Raw genomic sequence first — 18,257 nt, forward strand, 5'->3', positions numbered from 1 at the left:
ATGGGAGTATTTTGCTCTCAAACTGTCTCAACTTGGCGCTGGAGAGTGCAGTGTTTGTGGACGGCCGTCGCAAGTTGCTGCTCTTTTTGGCCGTCGCATCGTGTCAGCTGACGTTGGCGCCACGGTTAGGTGCGGCAGACGACACCGTTACGATCGACAGCGGAATGCTGAAGGGTGAGAGGTCGGGCACGGTCGTCAGCTTCAAGGGCATACCTTATGCGGCACCACCCGTTGGTGATCTGAGATGGCGCAATCCCAGGCCAATGAAGCCATGGAGCGGGACCAGGGATGCCCGCGATTTCGGTCCGTCCTGCATGCAGACCGACGACTTGCCGAAGTCAGAGGATTGTTTGACCCTCAATGTCTGGACACCCGCCAAGCGTTCCAGAACACCCCTGCCGGTGATGGTTTGGATTTATGGCGGCGCTCTTGCCCAGGGAAACACCCCTCAATATCCCGGTGGCCAGCTGGCCGCCCGGAAAGTTGTGTTCGTCAGCATGAACTACCGTGTCGGCCGATTGGGGTACTTTGCCCATCCGGCGCTGATGAAGGAATCCCCTGACGAGCCCGTCGGCAACTATGGTTACATGGACCAGCTTGCCGCCTTGAAATGGGTCCGGCAAAATATCGAAGCCTTCGGCGGCGATCCGAAGAAAGTGACCCTATTCGGAGAGTCGGCAGGTGGCGGCTCGGTGATGGCGCACATGATATCGCCACTGTCACGCGGGCTTTTCCGGGGCGCCATTCTACAGTCACCCGGTCTGCCTGCCGCGCGTGCTGAGAGCACGCCTTTGTCACCTTTGAAAGAAGCGGAGAAAACCGCGTTGGACTATGCGGCTTCGCTGGGGATCAATGGCAGCGATGCCGGCGCTCTCACCGCCCTTCGGGCGCTGCCTGCGGAAAAGCTGACCGAAGGTGCATCGGCACAAGACGTGCTGGCGGGAATGTCGACAGGCAAGCCCGTCCTCGGCGTCTCAGGCGCGATTATTGACGGACGGTTTTTGCTGGAAACGCCGGAAGCGGCTTTTGCGGCAGGCCGTCAAGCGCCGGTTCCCGTCATCGTCGGGGCAAATAATCGTGATCTCGGTATCGGTGAGGCCGCGACGAAAGACGATCTCTTCGCGCTCTTCGGCAATCATGCAGCCGAAGCCCGCAGCCTCTACGATCCCAGCGGCCAACAGACACTCGATGAGCTGAAGCAGCAGGTTCTGGCCGACAAGACGCTCGTTGAACCGTCTCGCCACCTCGCTGACGAATTGGTCCGCGCTGGTCAACCGACGTGGTGGTATCGTTTCTCCTATGTCGCCGAGGCCTTACGCAATGATCCGATGTGGAAAGGCACTCCGCACGGCTTCGAAATTCCGTATACGCTGGGCATTCCAGACGCACTGGTGAAAGACAAGGTGACACCGGCCGACTGGGCCATGGCCACATTGGCAAGCGAATACTGGCTCGAATTTGCAAGGAGGGGTGACCCCAATAGCGGCTCACGGCCAAAATGGCCTCACCACGACCCGTTCGCCGACAGGGTCATGGACTTCACCAATCACGGCGTGACGTTCGGAGCAGATCCGCTGAAGCCGAGGCTCGACCTCTGGCAAAGATATTGGGAGGAAAAGGAGTGACGGATGCCTGTCGCTTAGCTCCCGGCCCCATGCCATGAGCGACAGCGCCATCGCAGCCCAGGTAACGTGGATCGGCCATCCGTCCGGCACCGAGCCCACATTCGGTCAACTCTCATGGTCCACCCGCTCGCCGAGCGTCGGGAAAGGGCAAGCAACCCCCTCTCGGCCACTAAGGGCAACACGAGCCAGGTTACTTCGACGCGAGCTCTTCATTCGCGTCCGACGCCAATGCGTAGTGTCAGCCCCACTGAGGGTGATGACAGCCGTCTGGAAGGCTTCACGAGGCTGAGAATTTCACCGTGACACCGCGCTGCCGAAAGTAGGCCTCCATCCGCTTCCTGCCAGAACGGTTATTCTGCACGAGCCTGGCCGGGTCGAATACGGCCTCTTTCACACCCGCCCGCGTCAACGCTGCCTTCAGGGCCGCGATATGCACGTCGATGTCGGCGTTGTCCGCCTGGAGCGACTCATAAATGCGGTTTGTTGCATCTGCTACGGTCGGTTCGCTCACGATTACACTCCTGTTGTCGTCTGGCTGGCCTGACCGTATTGGGGTGAAACCTGTTCACGTCAATGGGTGACAATGGATTGGAACATTTCGTCCACTTTCGAAGATGAGCCACTCAACGGCAGGAACAGCTCCGCCACCGTCCCGTGCTCCGGCCCCCGGGGAAGAAGGCGAGGTGTCCTCACCAGCGAGCTGGCCCGGGCCCGCCTGCTACGCAGACTGAGAATACCCCCAGCGCTGTGGCGTTTCATCTAAGGGCGGTGATGGCTGGATGGGTTTGCCGATCGTAAAGCGCCATCTCCTCGGCGGTTGGCGGCTCGAACAGCTTCGACCACCTAAGCAGGTCCGCCCGCGAGATGTCGAACGTGCCGACTGGAAGCTCGGTGTTTCGCCGGGAAACCCGGTCCCAAAGCGCATCAAAGGGAACGTCGAGGAAGCAGAGGACGACGCGGGCACCAGCTGCGCGAGCTTCCTCCCGGCAGGTGTCGCGTTCTGCCCGTGACCACACTCCCCAATCCACGACAACGTTACACTGAAGCCTGATGGCACGCAGGGCGATCTGCCATTGCAGGCTCTCGACTCTGCCTCGGCACGGACCAGTTTCGGCTTCCGGAGTAGAGATGTCGGGGTAAAGCTTGTGCATCCAGTCGTCTCCGGTCAGACGGAGGGCGGATGCTTCATGTTCGATTATCTTGGCGAGCGACGTCTTACCCGAGCCGGGAAGACCGCAAGTGAGGTAGAGCGTGGGCATTGGAAAATCTCTGATTTTGGCTTGGCAAGTGGAAGTGGCCCCGCGGTGTCGTGCAGGACTGCGCTTCGCTCAAGGCCGCAAGGCGCGGCCAATCAGAGGTGTGTTGCCATGGTCTGTCTTGTAGGACCGCCCTGCTCGGGGGTCAAGACGGAGCGCATGGGTGAGCTCACCGGTGAGGTCGTCCGACCCACTGGCTGCTTTGTGGTGCCTCCAACAATAAGCTGACTGTCAGCATCCCGCCCGCAGGCGGCGCCTCCGATGCCTCGCAAATCAAAATCCGTAAGGAGGGGCAAAGAAGCAGTTCGCGTGGTCTTCGGTTGGGTGCAAGCAAATGTGAAAATGACTGTCTCCGGACGGAATGGTGTCACCATACGGAATTCGGAAGAAGTGTTGCTTTGTGACGAGGTGATGGTCGCCCGGATTGAGCAGCACTCTGAAACCGTCAGGACCGGTGCTCACGCTGGTACTCGGAATTTCGTGGCAATCGCCTCGTTCTTTGTCCCCTCGGCAGCAAGCGGGTGGATAGATCCATCCCGACTCGGTGTCGTGGGCGGTAGCGCCATTCCAGCAAGACAGCGTCGATAGGATAGTTGAGAAATACAAAGCGCGATTCATCTTTAGTGTTCCGGGGGCGGCAGGTCGCCAATCCGCCGGTAATTGTGAGCGAGGTCCTGCCGCATGTAACGAACGGACTCCGATCAAATGACGATATTTCCCCGATCGGCATCTTTGCCCGACCCTGTTTCGAATTAGAAAAGCATTTGCTGATATGGTCGTCCGCGAATTCCTCGACGCCGACCAAGGCAGGAGATACGTCATGGACGCTTCATGACGCAGATGTTGTTCGCATCGCGGCTCGACTGGTCTATCCGTCCAACGGATATGATCTGGGGACCGGCGGCTTGTGACAGCGCCGCATCTGACGCGCGGTTTGGTCGCCGCTGGCCGGCCTCATTCGGGAAGCCCTGCCGTTCGCAAGGCCGCTGCCAGCGCGTCCATCAAGTACGGCTGAAACAGGTTCGTTCGCACGTAGCCGCCGACCGAGAAATTCGGCGCCACCTCGATCAGTCGTCGTGCCGCAGAGTGCGCGGCTTCGACATTGCCAAGGCCGACGTGGCTGGCCGCCAGATAGGCGTACGGGATGCTGAAGCCGGGATTTGCCCGGACCGCCAGAGCGGCGTATCTGGCTGCGTCGGCGAAGGCGCCGGCAAAGAGGTGGGTCAGGGCGAGTGCGCAGTAGGGATGGTAGCTCAGCGGATCGTCGAGCGGGCTCAGCCGCAGCGCCTTGTGCGCATGTTCCACCGCCCGCTGGTGTCGCTCGCTGTGGGCACTGACCAAAGCGCTGAAGCCAAAGGCCAGGGCCGAATTATTGTTCAATGCGAGAGCCCGGTCGAGCACCTCGACGGCGGCGTCGTAGTCCCGGGTGAGGTTGGCGCGAACGAACGCGCCGATGCTCATCGCCTGCGGGTCGTCGCTGTTGATGCCTAACGCAATGTCGGCGTGGCTGAGTGCGGTCGCCTTGTCTGCGGGATCCAACCCGTTGCGCAGGTAGCGCTGCTCGTAACACCATGCGGCATAGCCATGCGCAGCGACATAGTCGGGCTGAAGCTCGATCGAGCGCGCCAGCAATTGCAGGGCCTTGTCCGTCTCGACGGGCGTGTTCGCGTGGGCGTGCGGCAGCGCCCGAAGGTAGAGATCGTACGCGTCCAGACTTTCGGGCCGCTTGCGGTGCGCACGCTCGATCTCCGCACGGCGGACACTCGGTTCGATCGAGCCCACGATCTGCTCAGTCAACCGATCCTGGAGATCGAACACGTCCGTTGCCGCGCCCTCGAACCTGTCGGCCCAGACATGAGTGGCCGATGCGCCATCGACAAGCTGGGCATTGATCCTCAGCCTCCCCCCGGACTGCCGCAAGCTGCCCTGCAGCAGGTAGCGAACGCGTAGTTCGGCGGCAATTGTGCGCAGATCGGCTTTCTCGCCCCTGAAGCCGAAGGAGGAATTGCGTGCGATGACGAACAGACCGGGGATCTTCGAGAGGTTGGTGATGATGTCCTCGACCAGGCCATCGGCGAAGTAGTCATTGGGCTCGTCGCCGCGCATGGTGGCGAACGGCAGCACGGCGATCGAAGGGCCGCCGAGCGCACTCTCGTCGCTACGCTCCAGCGACAGGCGGTAGCCCCGCCGCGAGACGGTGGCCAAGACCGCATACCGCTCGTCGCCGAGCGCTCGCCGGATCTCGTGGATGCATTGAACGAGACTGTCGTCGGTAACGGCGGCGCCTCCCCAGACGGCTTCAAGCAGCTCGGCCTTGCTGACCAGCCTGTTCGCGTTCTGGACGAGGTGGCGAAGGACCGCAAAGGCCTGCGGCCTGAGGGCGATTGCATCGCCGTTCTCAAGACGGAGCGTCTCGCCTTCCAGGTCGACGACAACCTTGCCGTTGAGGATAAGGGTGGCAGTTGCTGGTGAACCGACCATGACGATCCTCACGTGTGACGGATCCCGTCGCCTAGCATACACCAGGTCTTCGCCGACGGCTCTTCATTCTTTCATGGGTCTGGCCGGCGCAATTTTGGCAAACGACCGGAACTCGCTCGTTACTTGGACGCGGCGTGGTGTGTGGTCGCAATGAAGCACGACCGCGCAGGAGGCGAAAAACGATGTCTACCGCCCGATCTTGTCCGGTCGCTCCGTGACCCTCCTGGGGCGCAAAGCAGCCTTATCCTTCGATGACGAAAAACCTTCACCGGGGTGGACAACGGCTTGTCCGCTTCTGGCGACCAGATGGGACAAGCTGCCGTCCGGCTGTGCTATTTCAACGGCAGGAACAGCTCCGCGACCGTCTCATTCTCCGGCACCTCGGAACACCACGCCCGATAGAGTCAAGAGACCCCAACGCCAGCACCTGTCGTCACGCTTTCACCACCGAGAAGAACAGGAACCGCGGCTTGGTCGTCAGGCTCTGATAGGCCTGCGGAAAAAGCGTGCGGGCTTGCGGATCCGGCTGGGGCTCGCTGACGGTGTCGATCTGAAATCCGGCCGACTTGAGTGCTGCGAACATGGCATGCAGCGGCCGATGCCAGAAGCGCATGGCGATATCCTTTCCGCCGCGCTGCCAGGTCTCATCGAAGCTGTAGGTCTCGAAATAATTGTCGCGGCCGGTCGAGGCGTGATCCATGAAGGGATGGTGGGTGGAAAGAACCAGACGGCCGCCTTCGGGCAGCAGCCGGTTGAATTCCTGAAGGGGCTTCGACCAGTCGGGCAGGTAATGCATGACCAGCGAGGCAAGGACCAGATCGAAAGCTTTGTCCGTAAACGGCAATGCTTCGTTGAGATCCGCCGATAGCAGCCGCGCGCGCCCTTGCAGGCGACGTTTCGCGATGTCGAGCATTCCCGCACTGGCGTCGATCCCGGTCACAACAGCCCCGCGCTCAAGCAGCGCTGCCGCATGCGCCCCGCCGCCGCATCCCGCATCGAGCACGGAAAGCCCGGCGACGTCGCCAACCAGGGCAAGAATAGCCGGCCGCTCGTAATAGGCATTCCAGGCATTGACCTCGTTATCGGCGTCATAGGCCGCCGCGAAGGCATCATAATCATTCTCGGCCAAGATTTTCTCCTTTGCGAAGACTGTTCGAAGCGGTTGTGACCCGCTCCCTGGGAGCCAGACTTACACGGCGCAACGTCACGGTGATGGGTTACGAACATCTGCGCCAGATGCAGCCACAGCAACGGCTGTGGAGGGGTTGACGGCGTTGCGCAGGCCCAGGTCCTGGGGACGAAGTGACTCAAGCCTGGGTGTTTGTTTGATCCGTCAGGACGAAATGCCCAAGCTGAGGCGAACTAGAGGAACACCTGCTCCACATTATCACCAGGGTCGGCTTCCCACGCCTTCGCCAGGTTCAGGACATCGTCGAGCGGCTCGTCGGGATGCGACGTGGTGCAGAGAAATCGCTTCGGATCTGAGCCGTCGCCGACAACGATCCAATCGACCCTTTCTTACAGATCGTTGGCGCCCGCCCCGACGATCGCGAGCAAGATACGCCTTCGGCAAGGCATTGCTCCACAAAACCCGTCAGAAGCGCTTCATCGGAAAGGGGTGAGTGAAGGACGATTTTTCGAGCGAGAGGCATTTGCGGATTCTAGGCTATCGTCAAGACGCCCGCAATCGATCCCCTGCAAACCGCGGTGACAAGGCCAAAGATTCGTCGTTAGAGTTCCAGCACCTTCGCCAACGGGCCATCCTTGGCGGCGAGGCGTGACCATCCCGACGCTATCCCCTGTTGCAGTATTGCGAATAGTTGTCCTCGCACCGATAGGTACGCCTCAATCGGCTGATCCCCCGATCAACGCCTGCCGTTAATTGTGCTTCGATCGCCGATATGTTTCAAAAGCGTATGACCGATGATATCTCTCTGCGCCTGCTGGATCAGCGCATTCGAAACCGCTCCATCTCCCCGCGAGCGAGGAGAAGGTGGCGGCAGCCGGATGAGGGGCAGGCGGCGATCTCTGAGCGGGGATTGTCGCATGTCGCAACTTTTCTTGAAAAACGATGCCGACACAACTGGGCGGAACACGATCGATGATGATAGTTATCAGGCAGGGATCGGTGATGCCGACCTTGAAGCGCGATCCAGACGATCCGGCTGTCCATCAATTTAACGATCGCGTCGGCAGAGAAGTTCTCAACCGTCGATCATGCCCGGATGCGTCGCTGTCCTTGCTCCAAAGCTCACCCCCCGCTCCGTCCTCCTCGGGCTTGACCCGAGGATCCACTCTCGCCTCCGTCAGCCGTGGGCATGGATTCCAGGCTCAAGGCCTGGAATGACGGAGGTTGGGGCCGTCTTAGCCGGATCCCCAGGACTCCGTTGCCAAGGATCATCCGGTGCGGCACGCAGTGGGGCGCTGTCGTCATCGAAGGCGCGGTGGTTGTCGTTTCGATCGCGGGAAGGGAGGCGTCCACTGCGTGCCGCATGAGAGCTGGTAGCGCGGCATTCTCACGCGCACTTTGCCGGGATCATACCAATCCGTAAGAAATGCAGCCCCGGCCGTAACAGAAAGGCGCGCGTCATCCACGTCCTCATGCTTTCAACCGCAGGACCATCGCTCCATCGGCAAAAACCACGCATTCAAGGCGTCGTTCATCGGTCCGGTTTGGGCGGCATCAAATTGCCGAACTCCATCGGAAAAGGAAATATGATCGTCGAGGTCTTTTCGCCGGCGATGACGTTCAATGTACTCAAATAACGAAGTTGCATGGCCTCGGGTTGCCTGGCGAGGATTTCGGCTGCTTCAAGCAGTTTGGCTGCAGCCTGCTGCTCGCCTTCGGCATTGATGATCTTGGCGCGCCGCTCGCGCTCGGCTTCCGCCTGACGGGCAATTGCGCGGATCATCGATTCGTTGATGTCGACATGTTTGATCTCCACATTGGCGACCTTGATGCCCCAGGCATCGGTCTGGGCGTCGAGGATTTCCTGAATGTCGATGTTGAGTTTGTCGCGTTCCGCCAGCATCTCGTCGAGGTCATGCTTGCCGAGCACCGAGCGCAGTGTCGTCTGGGCGAGCTGGCTCGTCGCCATCATGAAGTCCTCGACCTGGATCGTCGACCTCTCGGGATCGACGACCCTGAAATAGATCACCGCGCTGACGCGGACCGAGACATTGTCATGCGAAATGACATCCTGGCCGGGCACGTCGAGCACCCGCGTGCGCAGGTCGACCCGCATCATCTGCTGGACATAGGGGATGAGCAGGATCAAGCCGGGCCCCTTGACACCGGTGAAACGGCCAAGCGTGAAAACCACGCCGCGTTCGTATTCCCGCAGGATCTTGATCGCAGATGCGACGACGACGAGCAGAATAAAGATGATCACAAGATAGAAGGCGAGATCTGCAAACATGCCCATGGCTTTTCCTCCTGCATCTGAAGGCCGCTAGGCCTCCTGCGAACTGCGGGCCACTTCGAGCGTCAACCCATCCCGACCGGTCACTTTCACGCGGTCACCGGCGGCAAGCGGCTCAGTTGAAACGGCCTTCCAGCGCTCGCCATGAGCGATGACGTAGCCCGAGATGCCCGTCCAGCTATCGACCTTGCCTGAAATTCCGATCATCTGCTCGCCGCCAGTGACGACATCGTGCCCGCGCGAGATGAAGGCGAGACGGGCAATGATAAGGCTAAGACCGAGGCAGGCGACGGCGATTGCGCCAAGCACCGGCCAGGAAACCTTAAGCCCGGGTATATCCGTGTCGAACAAGATGGTAGCGCCGAGCACCAGTGCGATGCCGCCGCCGACGCCGAGTGCGCCGAAGGACGGCGAATGCGCCTCGACCACCGTCAGACCCACGCCGAGAACGATCAGCCCCAGGCCCGCAAAACTCACCGGCAGCAAGGCCAGAGCATAGAGACCAAGCAGCAGGCAGATGCCGCCGATCGTTCCCGGCACCAGCGTCCCGGGCGTCAGAAATTCAAAGATCAGGCCGTAGATACCGACCATCATCAAGATCAGCGCGATGTTCGGATCGGTGATCACCGAAAGCAGGCGGGTTCGCCAGTCCGGTTCAAGTTCCTGGACGATGAGACCCGATGTTTCGAGCCGGACATCCGTTTGACCGACCCGCACGACCCGGCCCTGCGCCTGTGCCAGGAGATCGTTTATATCGGCCGCCGTGAAATCTATGACCTTCTCACGCAGAGCTGCGGCGGAGGAAAGGCTCGCGGCCTCGCGCACGGCGCGCTCCGCCCAGTCGGCGTTGCGATTGCGCAGTTCCGCAAGCCCGCGGATATAGGCCACCGCATCGTTGATCGCCTTCGCCTCGCCGGCATCGCGCGGCACTTGCCGCTGCTTGCCGGTCGTATCAGGGCTGTCGTTTCGGTCACCATCGGATGGTCGGCCGCCAAGTGCGATCGGCGTCGCCGCACCCAGATTGGTGCCCGGTGCCATTGACGCGATATGGCTTGCGTAAAGAATATAGGTGCCGGCGCTGGCGGCTCGTGCTCCGCTGGGTGCAACGAAACTCGCGACCGGTATCGACGAGGCAAGAATCGCCCGAATGATGTCGCGCATCGACGTGTCGAGACCGCCGGGCGTATCGATCTGCAGGACGACTAGGCTGGCGCCACGTTCATTGGCCCGTTGAAGGCCGCGTCTTACATAGTCGGCCGTCGCCGGGCCAATCGCCCCGTTCATCTTCAGGACTATAGCGACACGCTCAGCTTCGGATGCGGGCGTCGCCAGGCCCAAAGCCGAGAACAACGTCAGCAGCAAAGCAAGGATTGACGGCATCCACCGCCAAAGCTCCAAACGCCACACAATCGTCCGCCGGACTCTCATATTTTGAAATATATGGCAGAACTGCGAAACGGTAAGAGACAAGTCCTTTCTCTGCGCCGCGTCGAGCGCGGCTGGAAACATTCGCGGCTTTAATGCAGCCCCGGCCGTTCGACCCTCGCACTTTACCAAAATGTATAGTTCCAGCGAGGTCCCCGTGAGGTTTGGAGCGCAGGCTTGGCGCCATCATTGCCAAGTCGAGGTCAGCTTTCTCATGAACATGCGCGCTACACCTGCCGCCCTAATGCCCGCCCTTCATCCGGTCAGCCTGCGGGTGAACACCTACCTGATCAATCTCGACCGTGCGCCATTGCGCCGGTTTCGAATGGAGCGCCTGCTGGCAAGCTTCGGCCTTGCCTTCGAGCGCGTGGCGGCGGTCGATGGGGCGGGGTTAAGCCTGCCGCATCCGGGCTTCGACGAAGCAGCCTATCTCAGCCGGCACGGCCGCCGGCCGAACCCTTTCGAGATCGGCTGCTATCTCAGCCATGTCGCATGCGCCAGGCGCTTCCTCGGCAGCCATGCCGAGTTCGCGCTCGTTCTGGAAGACGATCTCGATTTCGATGACGATCTGGCCGAGCTGCTCGATGCCGCCCTTGAGCACCAGGCGCGCTGGGACATCCTGCGGCTGTCGACCGTCAATTCCGGGAAAAAGCACAAGGTGGAGCCGCTGACAGCGTCGCGCTCGCTCGCTATCGCGCTCACCCGCGAGAAGGGGTCCGGCGCCTACCTCATCAATCGCAAGGCGGCGGGCTGGATTGCCGGTGTGCTTGTCCCCATGCGCCTGCCTTATGATCTCGCCTTCGATCTGGAGTTCGATGATGGGCTGAGCGCCTGCTTCGTCGATCCACTGCCGGTCAGCCAAAGGGCCGATCCCTGTTCCCAGATCCAGGCAGGGCTTTCGGCCTATCTTCTTGGCCGCCGCCGGCCGTGGAGCGTCCTGCCGTATCGCGCCGCCGCTGAAGTGCGCCGCTTTGCTGCCCGCTTCAGCCGGCTCGCGGCATGGCGGATGAGAGGTTAATACCTCCCGCAGAAGCGAGAGGGAAGGCGATCGAAACGATGAGGCCGGGATGATTATTCGCCATGGTGATCTCAGCCGAATGCAGGTCGGCGATCGCCTTGACGAGGCTGAGCCCGAGGCCGCTTCCCGGCGTCGTGCGGCTCTTGTCGAGCCGGTAGAGACGCCGGAAGACCTTGTCCCTTTCGCCGGCGGGAATGCCGGGGCCGCTATCGGCGACCGAGACGATGGCGCGGCCGCCGCGGTGGCGGAGCGAAACCGTGATATCGGTTCCGGCCGGGCAGTGGTTGATCGCGTTTTCCACCAGGTTGGCGATCATCTGCGTCAGGAGATCGCGGTCGCCCCGGATGAGAGCGGGACAGCGCTCCGCGATCCTCAACGTCATCAGCGCGTCTTCCGCGACATCGACATAGACCTCGGAAATGACCGCAAGCACGGCGTCGATATCGGTTGCCTGGAAACGCTCCTTGCGGGCGCCGGCCTCGATCTGGGAAATGCGCAGCAGCGCCTCGAAGGTGGCGTTGATCCGGTCGCTCTCGTGTCTCGCTTCGTCAAGCAGAGCCGAAACATCTGCCTGCTGGTCGTTTCCGGCCACCGCGGCATCCAGCGTCAGGCGCAGCCTGTTGAGCGGCGTCTTCAGATCATGGGCGATATCGGCGCTCACCTGCCGCATGCTCTCGACCAATCTCTGCAGCCGCTCCAGCGCCGCGTTGATCTGGATCGCCACCGTATCGAGATCGTCGCCGTTGCCGGTGATGGCAATGCGGGCGTCGAGCGCGCCGTGCGAGACGTCGTTCATGGTCAGCGCGACCCTGTCCAGCCGCGCCTGGGCCCGTACGGCGAGAAAGACGCCGCCGCCGATCGCAGTCGCGACGACGATCGCGGCGGCCCATTCGAAGCTGACCAGCACGATCCGCAGCATCTCGTCGACGTCGTTGAAGTTTTCCGCCACCACCAGGCTGTAGGGGCCGATAGTCGAGACCTGCATCCGGTAGCGTTCATGCCCCTTCAGCCCGACATCCCTGGAGGTGACGGTATAGACGCCGTTCGGGATGCGGGGTGCGGCGAAGTTGCCAGCAAGTTTGCGCCCGCCTGCATCCGTCAGCGAATAAAGCCCGTCGGAGGTCGACTGGAAGCTCGCATAATTGTTCAGCGTATTGACCAGATCCTCGGTATCATTGGGTTTGTAGGTCGAGACAATAAGCGAATTCATCTCGCCCAGCGACTGTTCGAGATCACGCGCAAGGCCGAGGCGCAGCATGTGATAGATGATCGCGCCGCTGAAAATGAAGGCGACGACGAAGAGCACGCCGAAGGTGACGGCAAGGCGGAAAGGCGTGCTCCGGCGTAAGCTAGCGAGGCGCATGCAGGCTGTATCCGGTGTTTCGGACTGTGTGCAGAAGCTGGACCTGGAACGGCTTGTCGACCTTGGCCCTGAGGCGGCTGATATGGGTCTCGACGACGCTGGTCTTCGGATCGAAGTGGAAATCCCAGACCCGCTCCAGCAGCATCGTCTTGGTGATGACCCGGCCTTCGCCGCGCATCAGCACCTCGAGCAGGGTGAATTCGCGCGGCTGCAGCTCGATCACCTGGCCGGCGCGGCGGGCCTCGCGCCGGATCAGATCGAGCTCGAGATCGGCAACCTTCAGCACCGTCCTCTGCTCCTGCACCGGCGGCCGCCGGCCAAGCGCATTGACGCGCGCCAGAAGCTCGGAGAAGGCAAAGGGCTTGACCAGATAATCGTCGCCGCCCGCTTCCAGCCCCTCGACCCGATCGTCGACGCCGCCGATCGACGTCAGGAACAGCGCCGATGTGCCGACCTTGGCAGCCCTCAGTGAACGCACGATCGCCAGACCATCGAGACCCGGCAGCATGCGATCGACGACGATGACGTCATAGGCCTCGCGCTGCGCCTGAAACAGCCCATCGCGGCCATCGCCAACCACGTCGCAGACATGCCCTGCCTCGGAAAAGCCCTTGGCGATATAATCGGACGTCTTGGTATCGTCCTCGATAAGCAGGATTCGCATCAGCCCGATCTTCCCGGCATGCCTGGGGGCGAGATCTAGCCGAGAGGACGGCTTGGCCACAACTTACGGATTCGTAAGGTGACGGGCGGGGGGTGGCTTCAGGCGCAACCGGGCGCCAGGAGTTTCCGGCCGTTCCTTGGAAAGAAGTGATGCGTTAGGCTTCTCTCGTCTCGGCAAGCTTAGATGACAAGGAGGGGACGGTGGCGAACATTCCTAATAGCATGAAATCAGAACTCGCAGCCTGGAATGATGGTCGAGGGATCAGCCTCCGGGACTGGACCGCCAACAGCGGGAATTTCTCACTCGCCGTAGGCTATTCAGAGATATTCTGGCCGCGCTTCGTAGCGTTTGAAAAATACGTTCTCGTTGATGGTTTCAATATTGAGGGTTTGCGATCGTTCGAACAAAATCCTGATGCAACGCGCCAGTCTATCGAATGGGCAATGAACCATTTTCACATCGCCGACATTCAGCACTCGGCATGCACGGATATGGTGGGCGACAAGCTGGCGATCCTGGGCGAACGGCTGCGCGAAATCTACATGGCCAAGCTTGGGTGGCAATTTCCTGATCGGACATTCGCTGTCGAGTTTGTTCAGCCGGAACGGCCGGATGACTTCCCAGATTATCAGATAAGCTTCTTCCAAACATGATTTCTGCTGTTGAAATCGGCTTGACCCGAGGATCCAACCATTGGCACCGGGCAGGCAAATCATGAAGATTGGTTGTCCACGCATCCGGAAGGTCTGCAGGGGCGGCGGCCATCAGGCCTGCCTGCTCAACCGATCTGCTTTTCCATCACGAAAGTGCGCTCTTCGCCAAATAGGACCTCCCGCACCTCGTTGTAACCGAGGCGGGCATAGAAATTTCTCGCAGTCAGAGAGGCGGGAACCTGCAAAGCCTTCATGCCGTTGGCAAAGGCTTCCACTTCGACCGTCTGCATGAGGCGTCTTCCGATGCCGCGCCCCTGAGCCGTCGGAGATACGAAAACCGTCCTCACCGTATTCCCGTCAAGGCTTGCCGTTCCCACGGGTTCACCGCCCTGAAGGGCGATCCAGACGATCCGGCTGTCCATCAATTTCAGGATCGCATCGGCAGAGAAATTACCGATGACCCTCTCTATGACGCTGGCGGGATAATCCGCCGAATTGCTGATGCGGATCGTATTTGTCAAGAGTTCGCTAATCAAAGGGGCGTCACTGCCAATGACGCCCCGGATTTCAATCTCGTCCATCATGGCGCGAAGGGTCCCCACCGAAAATTTGGCGATTTCTCCAGTTCAGATCTCGCCCGATCATGACCTCTTGAATGTTGACTTCAAATGAATGAGATGCCGCACGCCAGGAAGATCGCGCCATCGTCTTTTGAACGGGCGTGGATGCCACCAGTTGGCTTCGCTGGCTCCTCGTTGGAACTCCAGCACGCTTGCTGACACCGATATCAACCCTCCGTCGACATACATGTCCAAAAGAAATTCATCGCCAGAAGTTCGTTCGATCTGGCGAACTGCTTCTTCGAGCGAAAGGGGCGCTTGTTCCTCAGCCATTCCAGCGGAGAGATAGTAGGGCGCACGGGCTCCCCAAGCTATCTGTGACCTATCAAGCAATTCGCTGACTTCGGAAGGAGGCACGGCCACGGGTTTGGTCAAGCCGTCGACATCATATCTCAACACATGGAACTTCTTTGCTCGAATAAATTCCTCGATAGGAACGGCCGACCCATGGAGAAAGCGCATGTTTCCCTCCTCGTTGGGACGGCGGCTTCGGTGTCGCTGGCCAAAAGGCACGCGGGATCGATATCCCAAAGCCTTGTGTGGGTGAAGCGGGTTGCCATGCTTCACCCCGCCGTTCTCTATGGCGAGGAAACCATAAGACCGGGAGCCTTTCCTCGTGCGTCTGCCGTCCGTCTTGGCGTGTGAAATTTCCGCGCTACCTCTGCATGCGGCAATGGAGGAAGACGATGAAGATGCGCAAGTTCACGATCGCCGATGCGTCGTTGGAGCGCTCCCCCGGACTGGAGGCAGACATCTCCGTCGGCAATCTGGTCGACGAGCGGCACGGAGGGCCGATCACCATCGGCTATGGACGTTACGCGCCCGGCCAGAGCCTTACCGAGACAATTGATGTCGATGACGTGATGATCGTTCTGGAAGGGCGGCTTTCGGTCTCGACAGATGCCGGAACAGTCACCGCCGGGCCAGGCGAAATCATCTACATGCCCAAGGGTGAAACGGTGACCATCCGCTCGCACGAGGAAGGCGCGCTCACCGCCTATGTCACCTATCCCCATTGGCGGCCGGCACACGCCTAGACCGCCAGCTGCGGCTCAGCGCTTGTATTCGGGCTCGCTGCGATCGAGCGCGCGTTTGACAGACTCCAGATGGAGCCGGGCCGACTCCGGGTCGCCTTCGCGCATTTGCCGGTACGCCGCTTCCGCGATCTCAGGCGCGACGGCAAGGACTTCGCGTCCGGTCGACAGGGCGAGCGTCTGCACTTCGCAGGCGCGCTCGAGGTAATAGAGGTCGTCCCAGGCCTCGGCGATATTGGGTGCGCAGACCATCACGCCGTGGTGCTTCATGAAGACGATGTCGGCTTCCCCAATCGCGGCGGCGATCCGATCGCCCTCGCGCGCGTCGAGCGCCAGGCCGTTATAGTCGCGGTCGACGGCCGTGCGTCCATAGAATTTCAAGGCGGTCTGCCCGGCAAAGATCAGCGGATCGCCCTCCGTCATCGAAAGGGCGGTGGCATAGGGCATGTGGGTGTGGAACGCCGCCTTGGCGCGCGGAATGTTCTTGTGAATCCTGGCGTGGATGTAAAAAGCGGTGGCCTCGGGCTGCCCGCTGCCCGACACGACGTTGCCGTGAAAATCGCAGATCAACAGCATCGAGGCCGTCAGTTCGGCAAACGCGTAGCCGTACGGGTTGACGATGAACAGGTCGTCATAGCCGGGAACGACGGCCGAGAAGTGGTTGCAGATCCCTTCCTCCATGCCGAGCCTTGCCGCCATCCGGAAGCAGGCGGCAAGATCGACGCGGGCCTGCCAGATGTCGTCCGTATCGAGTTTCGGCTGGTTGGGGCCGCCGGCGGGCGAGGGGGCTGTATTGAGGGAGTGCGCCATGGGTTCGTTTCAGATCGGTGTCGTAGGAGAGGGTGGCTATGTTCTGGATTACGCCCGGATCAGCTTCGCATCAAGCCGGCTGGAGGCAACATGGTTCGGTTCATCTGCATATTTTTACCCACGCCGGTCTCCCATCAGCAGTGGGCATGGATCCCAGGCTCGAGGCCTCGGATGACGGAGGGTGGGGAGGCGCTTTCCGCCAAACTCCCCGTCGGCGCAGCGGATGGCGGATCGTCTCGCCCCGCGGCTCGACCCGAGGGGGTGTCGAAAAACACCTAACTTGCCAGCCCAGTCTTATTCCGGATCGACAGAAGATGAGCCATTGCATCGATAATCGCGTGGTCGTCGTAGGGTTTCGAGAAGAACCTGCTTCCGGTGGGGAGGTTGCTCTCTTCGAGGATTGCTGCGCCGGAGGCAACAATCAACCTGACAGGCGGCCACCGATCGTTTATGTAATGGGAGAGCTTGATGCCGTCCATCGTGCCCGGCATCTGAACATCGGTGAACACCAGATCGACATCGTCTCGCGATTCAAGGATGCCGATTGCCTCGTCCGCATCGCATGCCTCCAGCGCTTCTTATCCCGCAGATACCACCAGATCGACCGCACCCATCCGAATGATCGTGCTGTCTTCGACGACCAGGACGACCGCCTTGCCATTTTTCATCACTCACTCAGTTGAATTAGAGTTCGGAGTCTCGCAGGCTCCGATGGGATAGCGCGTAGGAAGCCATTCGGTTCCTACGCGGCCGTAGAAATGTCGCGGGAACCGGCGCTTTCCCGGTGGCTGATGGTGACCGCGGTGCCGGGACCCGTATCGCTCAGCTGAATTTCGCCATTCAGGGTCTTTACCAGCGCCTCCACAATGCCAGTCCCGAGGCCCGCCTTTGGTGCTTCGCTGCCCGCAGGCATGCCGATGCCGTTGTCGGTCACGGAGAGGGTCCAGTCGTCGCTGGATGATCGATAGTCGATGATGATTGTGCCCGGTCGTTCATCGGGAAAGGCATGCTTGAGGGCGTTGATGACAAGCTCGGTCACAACTAGCCCCAAGCGAACGGAAACGTCCGCGTCCACGGCGCTGTCGTCGACCGTCACTTGGATCGAAAGCCTGTCTGGGTCAGCGATCATCGACGCACCGAGGCTTTGGCAAAGCTGAGTGAAATAGGTATGGAGTTCAACCTTGCCGCCGTTAGACGTCGAGAGTTGCCGCTGCAGGGCCGCAATCGACATGACCCGGTGATGGGCATTGTGGAGGTGCCCGCGCGCTTCCTCCGACTGGACCCGGCGGGCGCTCTGCATGAGAACGCTGGCAATGATCTGGAGGCTGTTTGCCACCCTGTGCTGGACCTCCTGCAGCAGGATCGCATTATCGCGAACGAGATCATCTTTCAGCCGAGCCTCGGCGCGCATATCGGTCACGTCGGTGATGGCAAGAAGCAGACGAATATGATCGATGTCGCCGTCATCGAGCGTCCGTGCATTGACGACCAGGTGCCGTGTTTTCTGGTTTGGCCGTTGAAAGTCGATTTCGTAAGCCTCGATAGTGGCACTTCCTGAGGCGGTGGCCGTCAGCAGTGACGCAAGCTTGGGCATTGCCCATTCGCCGTTTCCAATTTCGCTGAGGCGTTGGCCGCAAACTGTCCGGGGGTCGATGTCGAAGGCCCGGCAGAAGGATGCGCTCGCCGCGATAACCTTCAGGTCGTCGGATAGGAAAAGCAGCGGTTCATTGGACGATACCACCACGGCAAGAGTGCTCGCCGCTTCAAAATGCGCTGGCGCTGTCTTTTGCATGGAGAGGCCCTCAAGGGCCGGAGACTCACGAAGCAAGTCATCACTCGGCGACAATGCCAACCGGCCAGAAGGCTCAGTCCGACAAAGAGACTGT

At 60.7% G+C, this 18,257-nt stretch carries 17 protein-coding genes and 1 pseudogene; 4 read left to right on the top strand and 14 right to left on the bottom strand.

Annotated elements, in window-relative coordinates:
- The first annotated feature begins 50 nt into the window (after window positions 1-50).
- Window positions 51-1,625, top strand: a complete 1,575-nt coding sequence (locus G9X67_RS16540) for a carboxylesterase family protein (protein ID WP_171599495.1) — start codon at window positions 51-53, stop codon at window positions 1,623-1,625.
- A 277-nt stretch (window positions 1,626-1,902) separates the two neighbouring features.
- Here the strand turns inward: G9X67_RS16540 and G9X67_RS16545 are convergent, their stop codons facing one another.
- The 7 genes from G9X67_RS16545 to G9X67_RS16570 all read right to left on the bottom strand — a co-directional run bounded on the left by G9X67_RS16545 (window position 1,903) and on the right by G9X67_RS16570 (window position 10,164).
- Window positions 1,903-2,139, bottom strand: coding sequence for a hypothetical protein (locus G9X67_RS16545; protein WP_026158563.1), 237 nt, complete (start codon window positions 2,137-2,139; stop codon window positions 1,903-1,905).
- Window positions 2,140-2,380: 241 nt separating this feature from the next.
- Window positions 2,381-2,899, bottom strand: coding sequence for an AAA family ATPase (locus G9X67_RS16550; RefSeq protein WP_348647958.1), 519 nt, complete (start codon window positions 2,897-2,899; stop codon window positions 2,381-2,383).
- Between the two features lie 255 nt (window positions 2,900-3,154).
- Window positions 3,155-3,499: a hypothetical protein gene (locus tag G9X67_RS35020; protein WP_138328737.1), complete on the bottom strand. Its 345-nt coding sequence runs from the start codon at window positions 3,497-3,499 to the stop codon at window positions 3,155-3,157.
- 336 nt (window positions 3,500-3,835) lie between these two features.
- Complete coding sequence (locus G9X67_RS16555) at window positions 3,836-5,362, bottom strand: winged helix-turn-helix domain-containing protein (protein WP_171599210.1); 1,527 nt, start codon at window positions 5,360-5,362, stop codon at window positions 3,836-3,838.
- 433 nt (window positions 5,363-5,795) lie between these two features.
- A complete protein-coding gene (locus tag G9X67_RS16560; RefSeq protein ID WP_171599211.1) occupies window positions 5,796-6,491 on the bottom strand; it encodes a class I SAM-dependent methyltransferase in 696 nt (231 codons plus the stop codon).
- Between the two features lie 1,531 nt (window positions 6,492-8,022).
- Window positions 8,023-8,787 (bottom strand): slipin family protein, encoded by a 765-nt coding sequence (locus G9X67_RS16565; RefSeq protein WP_003550345.1) that lies wholly within the window; start codon window positions 8,785-8,787, stop codon window positions 8,023-8,025.
- A gap of 27 nt (window positions 8,788-8,814) precedes the next feature.
- Entirely contained in the window at window positions 8,815-10,164 is a 1,350-nt protein-coding gene (locus tag G9X67_RS16570; RefSeq protein ID WP_171599212.1) for a nodulation protein NfeD, read from the bottom strand.
- Window positions 10,165-10,423: 259 nt separating this feature from the next.
- Between G9X67_RS16570 and G9X67_RS16575 the strand changes: the two genes are divergently transcribed.
- Window positions 10,424-11,227: a glycosyltransferase family 25 protein gene (locus G9X67_RS16575; protein ID WP_171599213.1), complete on the top strand. Its 804-nt coding sequence runs from the start codon at window positions 10,424-10,426 to the stop codon at window positions 11,225-11,227.
- Here the strand turns inward: G9X67_RS16575 and G9X67_RS16580 are convergent.
- A complete protein-coding gene (locus G9X67_RS16580; protein ID WP_171599214.1) occupies window positions 11,193-12,590 on the bottom strand; it encodes a HAMP domain-containing sensor histidine kinase in 1,398 nt (465 codons plus the stop codon). The two genes, G9X67_RS16575 and G9X67_RS16580, sit on opposite strands and share 35 nt — an antisense overlap.
- On the bottom strand, window positions 12,577-13,254 hold the full coding sequence (locus G9X67_RS16585) for a winged helix-turn-helix domain-containing protein (protein WP_062941956.1): 678 nt from the start codon (window positions 13,252-13,254) through the stop codon (window positions 12,577-12,579). The genes G9X67_RS16580 and G9X67_RS16585 overlap by 14 nt, the downstream gene beginning before the upstream one ends.
- A gap of 200 nt (window positions 13,255-13,454) precedes the next feature.
- Between G9X67_RS16585 and G9X67_RS16590 the strand changes: the two genes are divergently transcribed.
- Window positions 13,455-13,907, top strand: coding sequence for a hypothetical protein (locus G9X67_RS16590; protein ID WP_171599215.1), 453 nt, complete (start codon window positions 13,455-13,457; stop codon window positions 13,905-13,907).
- Window positions 13,908-14,032: 125 nt separating this feature from the next.
- Here G9X67_RS16590 and G9X67_RS16595 read toward each other — a convergent pair whose 3' ends face one another.
- A complete protein-coding gene (locus G9X67_RS16595; RefSeq protein WP_171599216.1) occupies window positions 14,033-14,491 on the bottom strand; it encodes a GNAT family N-acetyltransferase in 459 nt (152 codons plus the stop codon).
- Window positions 14,492-14,548: 57 nt separating this feature from the next.
- Window positions 14,549-14,989, bottom strand: a complete 441-nt coding sequence (locus tag G9X67_RS16600) for a hypothetical protein (RefSeq protein WP_171599217.1) — start codon at window positions 14,987-14,989, stop codon at window positions 14,549-14,551.
- Window positions 14,990-15,213: 224 nt separating this feature from the next.
- Here G9X67_RS16600 and G9X67_RS16605 point away from each other — a divergent pair, with 224 nt between their 5' ends.
- Window positions 15,214-15,564, top strand: a complete 351-nt coding sequence (locus tag G9X67_RS16605; RefSeq protein WP_171599218.1) for an AraC family ligand binding domain-containing protein — start codon at window positions 15,214-15,216, stop codon at window positions 15,562-15,564.
- Window positions 15,565-15,579: 15 nt separating this feature from the next.
- On the opposite strand, the gene G9X67_RS16610 is transcribed toward G9X67_RS16605, so the two are convergent.
- The 3 genes and pseudogenes from G9X67_RS16610 to G9X67_RS16620 form a co-directional block, all read right to left on the bottom strand.
- Window positions 15,580-16,371: an aldolase gene (locus G9X67_RS16610; RefSeq protein ID WP_138328729.1), complete on the bottom strand. Its 792-nt coding sequence runs from the start codon at window positions 16,369-16,371 to the stop codon at window positions 15,580-15,582.
- A gap of 275 nt (window positions 16,372-16,646) precedes the next feature.
- Window positions 16,647-17,039, bottom strand: a pseudogene (locus tag G9X67_RS16615) (response regulator).
- A gap of 74 nt (window positions 17,040-17,113) precedes the next feature.
- On the bottom strand, window positions 17,114-18,163 hold the full coding sequence (locus G9X67_RS16620) for a PAS domain-containing sensor histidine kinase (RefSeq protein WP_171599219.1): 1,050 nt from the start codon (window positions 18,161-18,163) through the stop codon (window positions 17,114-17,116).
- Between the last annotated feature and the right edge of the window lie 94 nt (window positions 18,164-18,257).

The organism is Rhizobium sp. WYCCWR 11152, from assembly GCF_013087615.1.
In the GTDB taxonomy this organism is placed as follows: domain Bacteria; phylum Pseudomonadota; class Alphaproteobacteria; order Rhizobiales; family Rhizobiaceae; genus Rhizobium; species Rhizobium indicum.